Annotated in this window: 14 protein-coding genes; 6 read left to right on the forward strand and 8 right to left on the reverse strand. The window is 41.4% G+C overall.

Going from position 1 to position 14,248, the window contains the following annotated elements; all coding sequences use genetic code 11:
• The first annotated feature begins 69 nt into the window (after positions 1 to 69).
• Together ompR and envZ are read left to right on the forward strand one after the other, a co-directional pair.
• Positions 70 to 795, forward strand: a complete 726-nt coding sequence (ompR, locus tag AC0L4E_RS18105; protein ID WP_220752501.1) for an osmolarity response regulator transcription factor OmpR — start codon at positions 70 to 72, stop codon at positions 793 to 795.
• Positions 796 to 819: 24 nt separating this feature from the next.
• Positions 820 to 2,142: a two-component system sensor histidine kinase EnvZ gene (gene envZ, locus AC0L4E_RS18110; protein ID WP_473681746.1), complete on the forward strand. Its 1,323-nt coding sequence runs from the start codon at positions 820 to 822 to the stop codon at positions 2,140 to 2,142.
• Between the two features lie 88 nt (positions 2,143 to 2,230).
• Here the strand turns inward: envZ and hmpA are convergent, their stop codons facing one another.
• Positions 2,231 to 3,424, reverse strand: coding sequence for an NO-inducible flavohemoprotein (hmpA, locus tag AC0L4E_RS18115; protein WP_473680776.1), 1,194 nt, complete (start codon positions 3,422 to 3,424; stop codon positions 2,231 to 2,233).
• Positions 3,425 to 3,802: 378 nt separating this feature from the next.
• Between hmpA and AC0L4E_RS18120 the strand changes: the two genes are divergently transcribed.
• Positions 3,803 to 5,791 (forward strand): methyl-accepting chemotaxis protein, encoded by a 1,989-nt coding sequence (locus tag AC0L4E_RS18120; protein ID WP_473680778.1) that lies wholly within the window; start codon positions 3,803 to 3,805, stop codon positions 5,789 to 5,791.
• A 109-nt stretch (positions 5,792 to 5,900) separates the two neighbouring features.
• Here the strand turns inward: AC0L4E_RS18120 and AC0L4E_RS18125 are convergent, their stop codons facing one another.
• Both AC0L4E_RS18125 and AC0L4E_RS18130 read right to left on the reverse strand, forming a co-directional pair.
• Complete coding sequence (locus tag AC0L4E_RS18125) at positions 5,901 to 6,374, reverse strand: redoxin family protein (protein WP_473680780.1); 474 nt, start codon at positions 6,372 to 6,374, stop codon at positions 5,901 to 5,903.
• Between the two features lie 155 nt (positions 6,375 to 6,529).
• Positions 6,530 to 7,069: a DUF2937 family protein gene (locus tag AC0L4E_RS18130; RefSeq protein ID WP_473680782.1), complete on the reverse strand. Its 540-nt coding sequence runs from the start codon at positions 7,067 to 7,069 to the stop codon at positions 6,530 to 6,532.
• Between the two features lie 157 nt (positions 7,070 to 7,226).
• Between AC0L4E_RS18130 and AC0L4E_RS18135 the strand changes: the two genes are divergently transcribed.
• The gene (locus tag AC0L4E_RS18135) at positions 7,227 to 7,562 is read left to right on the forward strand and encodes a hypothetical protein (protein ID WP_473680784.1); all 336 of its coding nucleotides are present in this window, start codon (positions 7,227 to 7,229) and stop codon (positions 7,560 to 7,562) included.
• Positions 7,563 to 7,626: 64 nt separating this feature from the next.
• Here AC0L4E_RS18135 and AC0L4E_RS18140 read toward each other — a convergent pair whose 3' ends face one another.
• Positions 7,627 to 8,553 carry a permease gene (locus AC0L4E_RS18140; RefSeq protein WP_285163704.1) on the reverse strand — a complete coding sequence of 309 codons (927 nt, stop codon included), beginning with the start codon at positions 8,551 to 8,553 and terminating at the stop codon, positions 7,627 to 7,629.
• A gap of 113 nt (positions 8,554 to 8,666) precedes the next feature.
• Between AC0L4E_RS18140 and AC0L4E_RS18145 the strand changes: the two genes are divergently transcribed.
• Positions 8,667 to 8,978, forward strand: coding sequence for an ArsR/SmtB family transcription factor (locus AC0L4E_RS18145; protein WP_473680786.1), 312 nt, complete (start codon positions 8,667 to 8,669; stop codon positions 8,976 to 8,978).
• A complete protein-coding gene (locus tag AC0L4E_RS18150) occupies positions 8,975 to 9,841 on the forward strand; it encodes a helix-turn-helix domain-containing protein (RefSeq protein WP_473680788.1) in 867 nt (288 codons plus the stop codon). Before AC0L4E_RS18145 ends, AC0L4E_RS18150 begins: the two co-directional genes overlap by 4 nt.
• Before the next feature lie 15 nt (positions 9,842 to 9,856).
• Here AC0L4E_RS18150 and AC0L4E_RS18155 read toward each other — a convergent pair whose 3' ends face one another.
• The 4 genes from AC0L4E_RS18155 to AC0L4E_RS18170 form a co-directional block, all read right to left on the reverse strand.
• Positions 9,857 to 10,396 (reverse strand): dihydrofolate reductase family protein, encoded by a 540-nt coding sequence (locus AC0L4E_RS18155; protein ID WP_473680790.1) that lies wholly within the window; start codon positions 10,394 to 10,396, stop codon positions 9,857 to 9,859.
• A gap of 183 nt (positions 10,397 to 10,579) precedes the next feature.
• Positions 10,580 to 11,122 carry a heme utilization protein HutZ gene (hutZ, locus tag AC0L4E_RS18160; protein ID WP_473680792.1) on the reverse strand — a complete coding sequence of 181 codons (543 nt, stop codon included), beginning with the start codon at positions 11,120 to 11,122 and terminating at the stop codon, positions 10,580 to 10,582.
• A 71-nt stretch (positions 11,123 to 11,193) separates the two neighbouring features.
• Positions 11,194 to 11,703: a heme utilization cystosolic carrier protein HutX gene (gene hutX / locus AC0L4E_RS18165; RefSeq protein ID WP_473680794.1), complete on the reverse strand. Its 510-nt coding sequence runs from the start codon at positions 11,701 to 11,703 to the stop codon at positions 11,194 to 11,196.
• A 175-nt stretch (positions 11,704 to 11,878) separates the two neighbouring features.
• On the reverse strand, positions 11,879 to 13,915 hold the full coding sequence (locus AC0L4E_RS18170; protein ID WP_473680796.1) for a TonB-dependent hemoglobin/transferrin/lactoferrin family receptor: 2,037 nt from the start codon (positions 13,913 to 13,915) through the stop codon (positions 11,879 to 11,881).
• Positions 13,916 to 14,248: the final 333 nt, after the last annotated feature.

A 14,248-nucleotide genomic window follows, 5' to 3' on the forward strand; every position in this document is an offset into this window, starting at 1 on the left:
TCTAATAAAGTCGCTATATTTAGCTTAATAACTGTATTTAGCGCCGAAATTTAGACAAAAGGATATTTCATGGGCCAGGAAACATCTAAAATTCTCGTTGTCGATGATGACATGCGACTCAGATCATTATTGGAACGCTACTTACTTGAACAAGGTTATCAAGTCCGCAGTGCTGCCAATGCTGAACAAATGGATCGCTTATTAGAGCGCGAAAACTTTCATTTATTGGTATTAGACTTAATGCTGCCAGGTGAAGATGGTTTGTCTATTTGTCGCCGCTTACGCCAACAAGAAAACCCAATCCCGATTGTGATGTTGACAGCCAAAGGCGATGAAGTCGACCGCATTATTGGTTTAGAGTTAGGTGCTGATGATTATTTACCAAAACCATTTAATCCACGTGAGCTATTGGCACGAATTAAAGCGGTTATGCGTCGTCAAACCACGGAAGTACCAGGTGCACCAGCCCAGCAAGAAGAAGTCATCAGCTTTGGTGATTTTTCACTTAATTTGGCCACCCGTGAAATGTTCCATGAAGATAAGAGCATTGCCCTTACCTCAGGTGAATTTGCGGTGCTTAAAGTATTGGTGTCTCATCCAAGAGAGCCATTATCGCGCGATAAACTGATGAACCTTGCTCGTGGTCGTGACTACTCAGCGCTGGAGCGTTCTATTGACGTACAAGTCTCTCGCTTACGCCGTTTAATAGAAGTGGACGCCGCCAACCCTCGCTATATCCAAACAGTATGGGGTTTAGGTTATGTGTTTGTGCCAGATGGCACTGCTCGAGGTTAATTTCCTATCAGCCAGTCAAAAGCAATCAAACTGAAGTGGTGGCAGCGTTTTCTGCCACGCAATTCTTTCAGTCAAACCGTATTACTCATTGGTAGTTTGTTGCTGATTAACCAACTGGTTTCTTATCTTTCAGTGACGGTTTATTTTATTAAACCTAGCTACGAACAAATAAACCAACTCATTGCCCGTCAAATAAACCTGTTGTTTATTGATGGGGTTGAGCTCTCCCGAGATCACCTCACCATTGTTGATGCGCTAAACGCTAAAGTGCGTGACGATGAGATGAAAGTCTATAATCAGCAAAATGCCGTTGCAGCAGGACTTGAATCGGCCACCTATTACGGCTTTTTGTCAGAGCAAATGTCAGAATATCTTGGCGGTGAAGCTGAAGTGCGCTTTTCCCAAGGCACCCAGTTACAAGTTTGGATAAGACCTCCCCAAGCGCCAACATTATGGATAAAAGTCCCGCTTACTGGCTTAAATGAAAATGACTTATCGCCGCTGACACTTTACCTATTAGTCATTGGCGCGCTCAGTGTTGCCGGTGGATGGTGGTTTGCTCGCAGACTCAACAGACCGCTTAAACGTTTACAGCGTGCAGCTGTGACTGTTTCAAAAGGCGAATTTCCTAAGCCATTGCCATTGAGTGGTTCGTCTGAGATTGTCGAAGTAACCCATGCTTTTAATCAAATGTCCCATAGCATGAAACAGCTTGAGCAAGACCGCGCCCTATTAATGGCGGGGATTTCTCACGATCTTCGCACCCCGCTGACCCGTATTCGCTTGGCATCTGAAATGATGGTTGATGAAGACAAATATCTTCAAGAAGGCATTATTAATGATATTGAAGATATGGATGACATTATTAAGCAATTTATTGCCTATGTACGTCACGACCAAGAAAGCGTGCGCGAACCGAATCAAATCAATCGATTAATTCAAGAGATTAGCCAACAAGAAAGTAACCGCGCAGGTGAAATTGAACTGGATTTACAAGAATGCCCCTTAGTGCCTTTTCAAAGTGTGGCGATTAAACGGGTATTGAGTAACTTAGTTGAAAATGGATTTAGATATGGTGGTGGCTGGATAAAAATCAGTTCGAAACATAAGCCGAAATACGTCAGTTTTATCGTTGAAGACAATGGCCCAGGCATTAACGAAGCTAAGATAGATGAGTTATTCCAACCTTTCACCCAAGGCGATAGTGCCCGTGGCTCAGTAGGCTCAGGCCTTGGCTTAGCCATTGTGAAACGGATTATTGACCGTCACCACGGAAAAATTGAGCTGAGTAATCGCCCTGAAGGCGGACTACGAGCTCAAGTTTGGTTGCCAATAGATAACAACTAAGAGGCATTTTTCTCCAATAAAAAAGCGACTGCTATAGCGTATATAGTTGAGTCGCTTTTTTAATCGTCACAATCAATTTAAATCGAAATTATAAATCTGAATGTGGGCCAAAGACTTCGTAGTTTATTTGCGACTCTGGCACATTAAGCGCAAGTAATTGCTGCTTAATGGCTTTCATAAAGCCGATAGGGCCGCAGAAGTAATATTGTGCGTTTGGCACAATTCGCTCAGCAATATTTACTAGCTCAACTGTCCCTTCAAAATCAAAGTCTTCAGCAGGTAAATCAGTGGCTAAAGGTTTGCGATACCACACGTAGCTTTCTAAATGAGTATTGGCGTTTCGCTTGGCTTTAACTGCGTCTTTAAAACCATGTTGTGCGCCGTCTTCACAAGCATGTACCCAAGTAATACTGCCAGTATGCTGCTGCGACAATAATTGGTTTAGCATGCTCTTCATTGGCGTAAGGCCAACACCTGCCGACAATAACACCACTGGTGTTTCTGCTTTGGTGTCTAAAACAAAGTCACCTGCAGGAGCAATGACTTCAATCACGTCGCCCTCTTGGTAATGATCATGCAAAAGATTAGAGACCTTACCGCCCTGTTCACGTTTAACACTAATGCGGTAACTGCTGCTATTTGGCGCATCCGATAATGAGTACTGGCGAATTTCTTTAAACTCTAATTGTTCATGCTCAAGCGACACGCTTAAGTACTGCCCTGGAGTAAAGTCGACAACTGAACCACCATCTTCTGGCACTAATAAGAACGAAGTGATCACTGAAGACTCGGCAGTTTTAGCTTTAACCACAAAACGACGAGTGCCTTCCCAGCCACCCGTTTTAGCCGCTGTTTGTTGATATAACTGCGCTTCGCGATTAATAAAGATGTCGGCTAAAAAGCCATAAGCATTGCCCCAAGCGGTCAGGACTTCTTCGGTCACCGCGTCGCCACCAAGCTCTTTTAATGTCGCTAATAGGTGGCCACCAACGATGGCATACTGCTCAGGTTTAATTAAAAAGCCAGTGTGTTTATGGGCAATACGCTCAACGGCAGCACCAAGGGCTTCTAAGTTATCAATGTTTTTTGCGTAAGCGGCTACGGCATTAAATAACGCAACTGGCTGGCCGCCAGTATGTTGATGGGCCAAGTTAAATACATCTTTTAACTCAGGGTTATGTTCGAACATACGTTGATAAAAGTGAGTGGTAAGCGCAGGACCTGCCGCTTCTAATAATGGAATAGTGCTCTTAACAACGTCTTTAGTATGTTGATCTAACATAAACAACCTCTAATATGTATTTTAAATGCATGTTTTGACAAGATAATAAACATGCATTTGATTTAGATCAATATATTTTAAATTAATTTCATCTCATCTCGTGCTCATTTAACAATTAATCTAATAAATTAGCTCGTTCATAAGCGACTAACGCCTGATATCTAATCAAGGATAGAGTAATAACTCTACTTTGATTAGGCATAAGGTGTTAACCCTCAAATTCTATATAACTAGCCTAGCCTCTTAAAAGTTTAACCACAAATAAAACAAGGGTTTACCCACACTTTTGGATACAAGTTAATACAAATGGTGTAATCTTACTGTCATATTTAATTCATAAAATGCTCAACACTTAATCTGCAAAAAATTAACATATCAATGAAGATTTCCACTCTTTCCCTAACAGCTTCAGCGATTTTGTTGCTGCTCGCAGCCCTATTAGCGGCCACCGTACTTTGGAGCACTGACAAACGTCAGCAACTGGAATTACAAGCCTCTGAACTACAACAAATCCAGCAAACCTTCTTGCTAGAAGTCCGTCCCAATATTAACGCTTACCTTCAAGGCGGTGACAGTGGCACATTAAATCAAGCAAGACAGCAACTCACTGACATTTCAGTGAGCATTGATCGAATTAACTTATCTTCAGCGACAAATGACATTCAGTCCCTACAGCAATTTCTGCATAATTTTGTTGATAACCTAGATAATCGCTACCGCGCAGCAGGAAAGCTTGCAGGCAACCCAAGACAGTTACTCGCACATTCCGAATCTGAAATGCTCGACAACAATATGCGGCTAGCGGCATATGCAGAACAAGGTTTAGCCATCAATGCTGATTTAGCCCAAAACTTTTTACATTTAAGCCGCGAACTACCGCCACTGGTATTTAGGTTATCGCAGCTCACCGATGGCTATTTAATTAACAAAGACACCCGCTTAGAAGCCAGTTTGCAGCGCACCATTGATGAGCTCAATCAATGGCATAAGCAACTAAAAAAACTAGCGCTTATTGGTATTTATGAGCTCGAAGAAGTCGATGAGTTTGCCCTAGGGGCCGATGAGCCAGAACAATTTGAAATTGGTGAAACTTACCGTAACGAACTATTAAGTTTAAGCCTACGCTACGATAAAGAAGTGGCCAATACTTACCAAATGTTGACTGATAACTTAGCTGTTCAGTCGCAACTCACCGCAGATACTAATCAGGTAGAGCTGCAACTATTACGCTTAGGTGACGTCCACAGTAAATACGACCAAAATTTGAAAAAACAGTTACAAACTATTCTGTATTCGATGGTGATCGTTATTGGATTATTTGCTGTGATCTATTTATGGCTTCAACAACGCCGAGTGGTTAAACCGCTAAAGCAACTTAATGCCGCTTTTTTGCAGCTAAGTGAAACAAATCACCGTGAGCAATTACGCATAGATAGCCGCTGCGAAACAGGTCAAATTGCAGGTCATTTTAATCAGTTATTGCATCAGTTCGAGCAAGAAGATGAACAACAGCGACAGCAGGTCAGTAAAGTTTCGCAATCATTGAGTTTATTGATTGAGCGTATTAAACAGTTATCCAATGGTACTGAGCAAACTCAACAAGTGGTAGATATTGCCCAAACGCAAACTGGGCAAATACGTGAACTTGCCGATCAGGTAAAACAAAACTCATCAGTGGTTGAGCAAAAAGCGACACTGACAATGGAACATATGCAAGCAAGCCAGAAACAAGCTGAGGCAGTATTAGATGCCACCAAAATCTCGCATCAAGCAGTGAGCCACTGTAATCAATCCTTAGATCAACTATCCACTTCGGTGACTGACGTATCACAAATTATTGATGTCATTGGCAACATTGCTGAGCAAACGAACTTGTTAGCATTAAACGCAGCCATTGAAGCTGCCCGTGCAGGTGAGCAAGGGCGAGGCTTTGCGGTTGTTGCAGATGAAGTGCGTAATTTATCCCATCGCACTCAAAGTTCGCTAAAAGACATTCTCAATATTTTGGAGCAGTTAACTATCTCAAATAAAGCCTTAACCGACAGTGTCCAAGGTATTGGTGAAGCCACCCAAAGCCAGCAAGCGCGGGCAACCAATTTGTTAGAAGTGGCGAAAACAGTGCAAGATCAAGCGCAAGAGATGGTCAGCACCGCCAAACAAGGAACTGACTTTGCTAATCAACAAGTGAACTACCTCGATGAATTTGGCGCCGCCATGGACAGCTTAAAACACCATGCCCAAAATGCATCAGATCAAAGCCATCATATTGCATCTGAAGTGGCTGAATCTGTTAATTCAATTGAACAAAGCTTAGGGATAGAAACTGATTCCGCTGTTTCTATAACAGCAAGCAAAAGTGCTTGTTAAGTAAGTCGATTAAACACCAACAAAAAAGCGACTTTGGTTAGTCGATTAAACACCAACAAAAAAGCGACTTTGGTTAGTCGCTTTTTCAAGAGTTAATCCAGCCAGTGCTTTATAACACTGCTAAGATCGCTTCAGCAGTACTGACTTCAAAAGATTTTGGCGCTTCAACATTGAGCGTAGTCACTACGCCGTTATCAACAACCATGGCATAACGTTGCGAGCGAACGCCGCCAAACCCAGCGGTATCCATATCTAAGCCTAATGCCTTAGTGAAACTCGCATCGCCATCAGCAAGCATAGTCAGCTCAGATGCATTTTGCGCCGCGCCCCATGCTTTCATGACAAAGGCATCATTGACTGAAACACAGGCAATTAAATCCACACCTTTGGCTTTAAGTTGATCAGCGAATACCACAAAGCCCGGTAAATGCGACTCTGAACAAGTTGGCGTAAAGGCGCCCGGTACTGCAAATAACACCACCTTCTTAGTGGCAAATAATTCACTCACATCGTGATTTAGCATGCCGTCAGGCGTGAGTTCAGATAGTGTGCCAGCTGGTAAGGTTTGTCCTTGTTGAATCATGGTAAGTCCTTATTATTTGAAGTTAGCTAGAATTAGCTAGACTAAATTGAAGTCAAGTAAGCTAAGCATAAAACGAAATCATCTTCACAAACACCGATGCTTTGTATGGTTAATTTATTGACTCGTCTTTAGCCTTCAATTTGAGGCTTTGGGCTTTAGGCTTTAGATTCTGGATTCGCTTTAGGTTTAATGGCTCGATAAGCGTGCTTGCAGCTTTTGCCGCAGCCAACCAGGCACAGTTCGCACACGAGTGACAATAAAAAGCCCAATATTAACCCTATGGTGATCGCCCGCGTATCAAGCATGATGGTATGACTAAAGTTGTGCCAAACCTCTTGGCGAATATCTTCCATGGGCTCAAATGCCACTTGCTCAAAACCACTAAGATCAGTTTGATTAAACTGCGTCAGCGCACCACTGAGTAATTGATAACGTTGGTGAATAGCTTGAATACTGTCACCGCCAGCATTAATAACTTGATCAGGGTTTTGCTGATAATGGGCAATTAACTGTTGAATATCACCACCAAAGAAGCGGTCAGCGTCACGTTGAAATTCAGCTAAACTGAGTTTGGCTTCTTGAGTGTGCGCTTGAAGTCGCTGACCGTATTGATCTACAAATGCAGGCACTTGTACACCCAGCAATACGCCACTAACAAAGAGTATTAATCTTAGGTAATCCACTATCGACTTCATGTTGCTCCTTAGATACTAGTCCCTTAGGCGTTCCATTATTTGGTGGTATTCATTCACAGTTCGAATACTGCTATCTTAAACCTGATGATGCAATTAAACCGCTGGATAGCGCGACAAGTTCACCATCAATATGGACATTACATTAAAGGATTAATACATGAAAGCTGCGATTATTTTACCATTACTGCTGTCATCATTTGTCATGACAACATCAGCCTATGCTGAAGAACTCACCCCAGAACAATTGGATATGGTGATTCAAATGTCGGTCAATCAAATGAAAACTGAAGGCGAGTTTGCCAAGATGGCCACCTGTACCAATCAATCTGAAGCCAAAGTTGAGTCGGTGTTTCGCACCGTTATGCGCACTTGTGTTGAGAGACACATGCTAGATGAAAATGATGAGAAAACCACAGCCTGTTTAGTATCTAACTTTTCGGATAAATTGGGGATTTCAGCAGAGACATTTACCGCTTGCACTGAAGAAAGTTAGCGAATCAGCAAACAAAAAGCACTCACCACAAGTGATGAGTGCTTAATCTTTGGTTCTTATACCGTTAGAAAATAAATTGGTATAAGAAACCTGCAGCAATTGCCATTGATATAATGACCACTAAAAACGCCGCAATCATTTGATTTTTAAATATCGATTTAAGCAAGATGACTTCAGTTAAACTGGCTCCTGCACTACCAATAATCAGCGCCATTACCGCACCTAGTCCCATCCCTTTTGCTGCTAATGCCGCGCTTAATGGGATCACCGCTTCAGCTCGGATATACAAAGGAATACCAATAACCGCAGCAACTGGAATAGCTAATGGGTTATCTTCGCTAGCAAAACTGGCCACAAACTCTGTTGGCATAAAGCCGTAAATTAATGAACCAATCGCAATACCGCCTAATAAGTAAGGTAAAACCGTTTTAAAATCAGCCCATGTGCTGTTCCACACTTTGCGCCATTTGCTGACTTCTTTAGCTTTACCGCCACAGCCACTACCACAACCTTTTGACTCAGGGGCGATATAGGCTTCAGGTTTTACATATTTTTCAAAGCCAAGTTTTTCAAGAGTGTAGCCAGCAATAACTGATACGCCCATTGCCATGACAAAATAAAATAATGTCACTTTAAGACCGAATGTCACTGCAAATAAACCAATGATGATTGGGTTTAGCAAAGGACTCGCAAACAAGAACACCATCATGGTGCCAAAGCCTGCTTTTGCTCTTAATAGCCCTTTTAAAAAAGGGATGGTCGAGCAAGAACAGAATGGGGTTATTGCGCCTAAGAAACCAGCAACAATGTAACCACGGCCACCTTTACTGCTCAAAATACTTTGAATTTTTGCCGGTGGAATGTATAGCTGTAATACTCCCACAAAATAACTAATCGCCAAAAATAAGATGGTCAGCTCAACTGCTAAGAACATAAACATGTCGAGGGTTTCTTTGAGCATATCCATATTAATGAAGTTGGAATCAAACATAATTATTACCTAATTTAACCATATTTCTAGAATGATCGAAATATAAACCTTTAAACTGGATAGATCAAGATATTTCTAGTATTATCGAAATATAATTTTAAAGAGGAATCGTCATGGAAATTGAAACTATCGCTAAGGCATTGAAAGAACTCGGACATCCGACTAGATTAACCATTTATAATAAAGTGGTACGTGCTGGTTATCAGGGAGTGGCGGTCGGTGGTCTACAAGAAAGTTTAGCGATTCCTGGTTCGACGTTATCTCATCACATATCAAGTTTGGCGTCTGCTGGGCTTATTTCTCAGCGTCGTGAAGGCCGCACCTTATATTGCGTAGCTGAGTTTGAACAACTTGAATCTGTGATTGGCTTTTTACAGAATGAATGCTGCGCCGACGAGGAATGTACTCCAAAGGCTGCATCATGAAAGGCTGGGTGATCCCGCCAATTAATAGCCTTGTAGCTCGTTATGTCGAATGCTATTGGTTTATTAATACAGTCAAAGATGACGATGGAATCGATCACCCCAAGCTTAACCCTGATACTTGCGGACATTTAATTCTCACGCCTAAGTCTCAAGCTTATGACTATCAATCTGAGGTCAACTCCACTCAAGGGAAAGGCAGTCATTGGTTATTTCCTTATAATAAAACCTACACTATGGATCATAGTGAACCTATGACTTTACTTGGAATAAAATTCCATACTGGTGCACTGTACTCATTAAATCTTGAACCCAATACTGTTGAGGTAAACCGCATCGTTCAAGTTGATGTGGAGCAACTATTACAGCAATTTCCTCCAAAGCTAGATAGCAATTTAGCAGCGCAATTAAACCTATCTTTAGAATCATTGCTACAAGCTGGCCAACAGGATCAAACGGTCTGCGTAGCACTGCTCGACCAATTACTCCAGCCTTGGTTGAGCACCGCAAAAGAAGATAAACACAGTGAATTAGTCAGAAAAGCCATCGCGCTTCCACCTGAAGTGGTCATTTCGCAAATGGGACAGCATTTACATTGCTCCCAGCGAACCTTAGAGCGCAGCTTTTTACGGGTGACAGGGATGACATTAAAGCAATGCCAGTCAATCAATAAGCTCGATAATCTACTGACCTACTTATCAAAACATGAAAATAATGATATTGATTGGAGCGATGTTGCGCTGCAATTTGGTTTTAGCGATCAGCCGCATTTAATTCGCTATTTAAAAAATGCCATTGGCAATACTCCTAGAGAGTACGCCAAATCAAGAGAGTTCGTGATTGATATATATGGCAATTTTGAGTAACTCGTTGCCGTCAGTTTAGTCTTCGCGTACTCGAATAAAGCTATTTGTCACTAAACAACCTAGATGCTGCTGACTGCTGATATGTTTAAATTTTAACGGTGCAGCTAACTCACCAAACAAAGAAATACCGCCACCGAGTAAAGTCGGAATGGTAGTGATAATGAGCTCATCAATCATATCTTGCTTTAAAAAGTTTTGAATCGTCGCGCCGCCATCAATATAGAGTTCGTTAAACCCTTTTTGATTAAGCTCGTTCACTACTTGCTCAAGCTCACCGTTTACAATAAACACTTTATCCGCCACTTCTGGAGCTACTGCTGTCAAGGTATTGCTAAGTACGAATACAGGTTTGTTATAGGGCCAGTCACAGTCAAAACTCATCACCTTTTCATAGGTGTTTCGACCCATAACTAATGCATCGATTCGGCTCATAAAAGCGCTGAACCCCATATCAGAACCTTCTGGGTTTGGCGTTTCGTGAAGCCAATCAATGTTATTGTTTTTGTCCGCGATATAGCCATCAAGACTAGTAGCAATGAACACAATATTACTCATAAGATTAACGCCTTTTAGTGTTTATTTGGGATAGGAAGCCAAGATTTTATTTTAACAGCTTAGGTAAAAAGTGGGAGTTAATTTGAATCATGCTCTATTAACTGGGCATAAAAAAGCCCACTGAATTCAGTGGGCTTTTAACTATTTAGATCTAGATAATGGGGTTAACTTTTCACTAAGTCGTTACGCTTCGACTGCCACTTGCTTAGGGGTGCCGTGGTGGCCATCGCGCTTCCAATCAACATCTAACAACTCTGCGCCAGATAAACTAAATGCTTGTCCGAAGCCTTTAACGTATAAACCGTGATGTGGATTAAGTTTAAATAGATTGAAGTCTTTTAACGCTGCTAAGTTATCAATCATTTCACCAAAACGAGTTGATAATGCCGCTACGCCTTTGGTAAATGTATCGGTATCTCTTGCAACTATTTCGGCTGTCGCATCAAAAGTTAATCGTTTACGGGCAAACACGCTTTTCGACTCAGACTCATCTTCAACTAACATAACAGATAGCTTGTCAGAGGCTTTTAAGTTGGTGCCATGGCGAGCCAGCTCACTCACTAGAATATAAAAGCCGTCATCAGCAAGAGCAAAAGGCGCGTAACTGGCATTAGGTATGCCGTTAGCATCTTGGGTAGCAAGCTGTAATGTTGAACGCTGGGCTTTAAATTCTTCAATTTCTGGGAGTAGCTTTTCTCGTAAACGTTGCTCTTTTTCTGTCGACATCACGATTTCCTCTTTCTATATATTCTATTTAGCGCTCTATTTTATTAAGCATTAGTTGGTTGCTGCGATCATCAAGCCGCTGCGAGCACACTGTCTTTCAAGGCTTGGAAGCGCTCAACTTGATCGCTTAATAGCACGCGTTTTTTATCGCGACCTAAATACACTTTAAAGACGACTTCGCCCTGTGCGCCAAAGAAGTTAATTGAGTGGCTTTCTGTGCCTCTAAACGGCTTACTGATCAAAGCAATAGCACTAATATCATCTAATTTTAAATGACCATGTAATCCTTCACCTTTGGTGATTAAGTTGTAATAACCATGGGCATATTTGCCTTTAGGAAAAGACCCTTTAAATTCAAAGATACTGCCTGAGGCCGATACGATTGTGGTCATGTTGCCCCACTCAGGTAGCGATGCCAGTAAGTTATCTTTTTCAGATAACGGCAGTAATGCCAGCTGCTCGGCTGGTAAAGCGTTAACCACTTCAAGTTCTGTAATTGCTAATTCAGCAGCAACTTGTCCAGGCATTGCTGCTGGGTTATCTGCTAAATACTGCTTAATTTGTTCTACTGATACAGCCATGGAATATCTCCAATTATTTATAAAGCCACTTCGCGGATGCTAATTTTTACAAAACTAAAATCTTGAAAAAGCCGCTCAAGCTTGAGTGCTTGAGAAGCTTATTTCAGTCAGCATTAAACGAATATTTCACCGCATAATGCTGACTTATGATTTATATCCGCTTGTGGATAAAAGATTAAAACGAGTAACGCGCTGACAATTTGAAATTCCTGCCTTGTTCGTACAAGGTTTGCCACGCTTGGCGATATTCCTCATCACCGATATTTTCTACTGCAAAATCAACACGTAACCCTTCAAACGTTCCCATTGCTGGTTCCCAAGCTACGTATACATCCCACAATTTGTATGAGTCATATTGCTCAAGGTTATCTGTTGGTAAATCGTCTTGCTCAGCGACGTAAGTGAAACGTGTACCAAACTTCATATCGCCTTCCATAATTGACTGCGATAAATCTATGCCCATTTTCTTAGCTGGGATATTTGATAAATACTCATTGGTATTCTTGTCTTTACCTTCGGTCTGACCGTAGTTAAATGTCACACGGGTCTGCTTGTAACGGTAACGAGTATTGAATTCAAAACCTGTTAATTTGGCTTCATCAACATTATCCCAAGACGTTGTTTGCTCAAGTCCTGGAATGCCATAAAGTGGATTAGATACAGACTGTTCGATGAAGTCATCAACATCATTTCTGAATACGCTTAGGGTAATCGCTAATTCATCGTCACCAGCTAAATCAGCAAAGCGCATGTCAGCTTTAATTTCTTTGTTTTGCGCTTTTTCAGCTTCTAAATCTGGGTTGATTTCGAAGGTATTACACAGGCCATCTGGTAAGAAACCAGGAATTGAAGGAATACAGTAATGAGTACCTGTTGAATACATTTCTTCCATGCTTGGAGCACGGAAAGCTTCATCATATCGAGCACTTAAGGTTAACCATTCAGTGGTGTTCCACACTAAGCCCACTGAAGGTGTAAAGGCGTTATCATCAGATGACAAGTCTAAGTTATTACTCTCGTTTTCGAACGTGTCGTAACGTACACCAACGTCTAAAGCGACTGTTTCAGTTAACTTAATATCGGCTTTAGTGAATGCGCCCCAAACTGTGGTTTCACCATCAATATCTTCTGGTCGCTCACCTACTTGACCATTATCGTCACGTACTGTGTTAATCGTGTCTTTATAACCATCAACACCATAAGTCAGCACAGTATTGCCGAAAGTTGAGCTGTTATTAATGCTAAAACCAATGGTTTCAAATTCAGTGCTATCGAATTGGTCTTTAGTGACACGATCTTCGTCGTAATTGGTGCTGTTCCAATATACGGTCGCATTTAAATCCAATAATGGGTTATCAGTTGGGTTTAAGCTGTAATCTAACGTCACATTCTGATCTTCAGTATTACGTTGTACTAACGGTACTGAACTACCAACGTGGGTTGATGGGTTGCTTGGCACTAATTCATCGGTATCAGAAAATCGCGCAGATAACTGTAAACGTTGGTCATCAGTAGGTTCCCAACCAATTTTTGCTAAACCGCTAGTTGCTTCAGAAGCACTGTTTTCAAGGGTTTGCTCATTACCAATCTTGATATTATTGCTATCGTGATAGCTACCACTTAATAACCAATCAATATTGTCAGCTAAGCCATATAGCGTACCGCTGGTTTTGATTTTATCGCCATTAGTTTCAAAACCTTGCTTGATATAACCACCAAAGGTATCGCCTTCATCTAGGAAGTCTTGGGCCGATTTAGTGTTTTGCGCGACAACACCACCAATTGCACCACTACCCCATAAGCTACTTGCAGGGCCACGAACGACTTCGATTGAGCTAAGTAGTTCAGGATCCATGAAGTAAGTACCACGATGACCTGAATTAGTATTCTGGCGAGCACCATCAATGGTTTGTAATACTCGTTGACCACTTAAACCACGAATTTCAACGCCTTGAGAAGAAGCACGTGGGCCGTTTGTCACACTGATATTGGCTTCATTTTTTAGTGCGTCTGCAACAGAAGATGGCTGTGATTCTTGCATTTTTTCTTCGCTAATTACAGTCACGCTGCGACTAGTGTCTGACACTTTTTCGCTAATTCGAGTGGCAGTAACCAGTACTTCATCAAATTCAGTAACGGTTTTGCTTTCTTGTGCATATGCGGTGGTACTGAAAACCATTGCCATTGCTACAACGAGTGGCTTCTTGGTCATTGTTTTATCCTCAAAGTATAAAATACGAAATTCGGCTTAGTTAACACGCAGAAATAACAACTTTGTGCTCATGAAAAAGTTAATGAATCACTCAGAAAAACTAATCACAAAGTATTATTACTGCCTGACTAATTGCCGCACTTTACCTGAGAACAAAACATAGATCAAATGAAAATCATTATCATTTGCGATCTCATTACGTTTAATGTACATTCAATTAAATACTGACAATGACTGAATATAAACTGTTGTTATTAAAAGCTTTGTAAAGAATGTAAAGATTATAAGCTAACTAATTACTTCAATTGAAATTGTTCAACCTTTAACCATATT

This window comes from Shewanella sp. GJ50-10 (assembly GCF_055808815.1).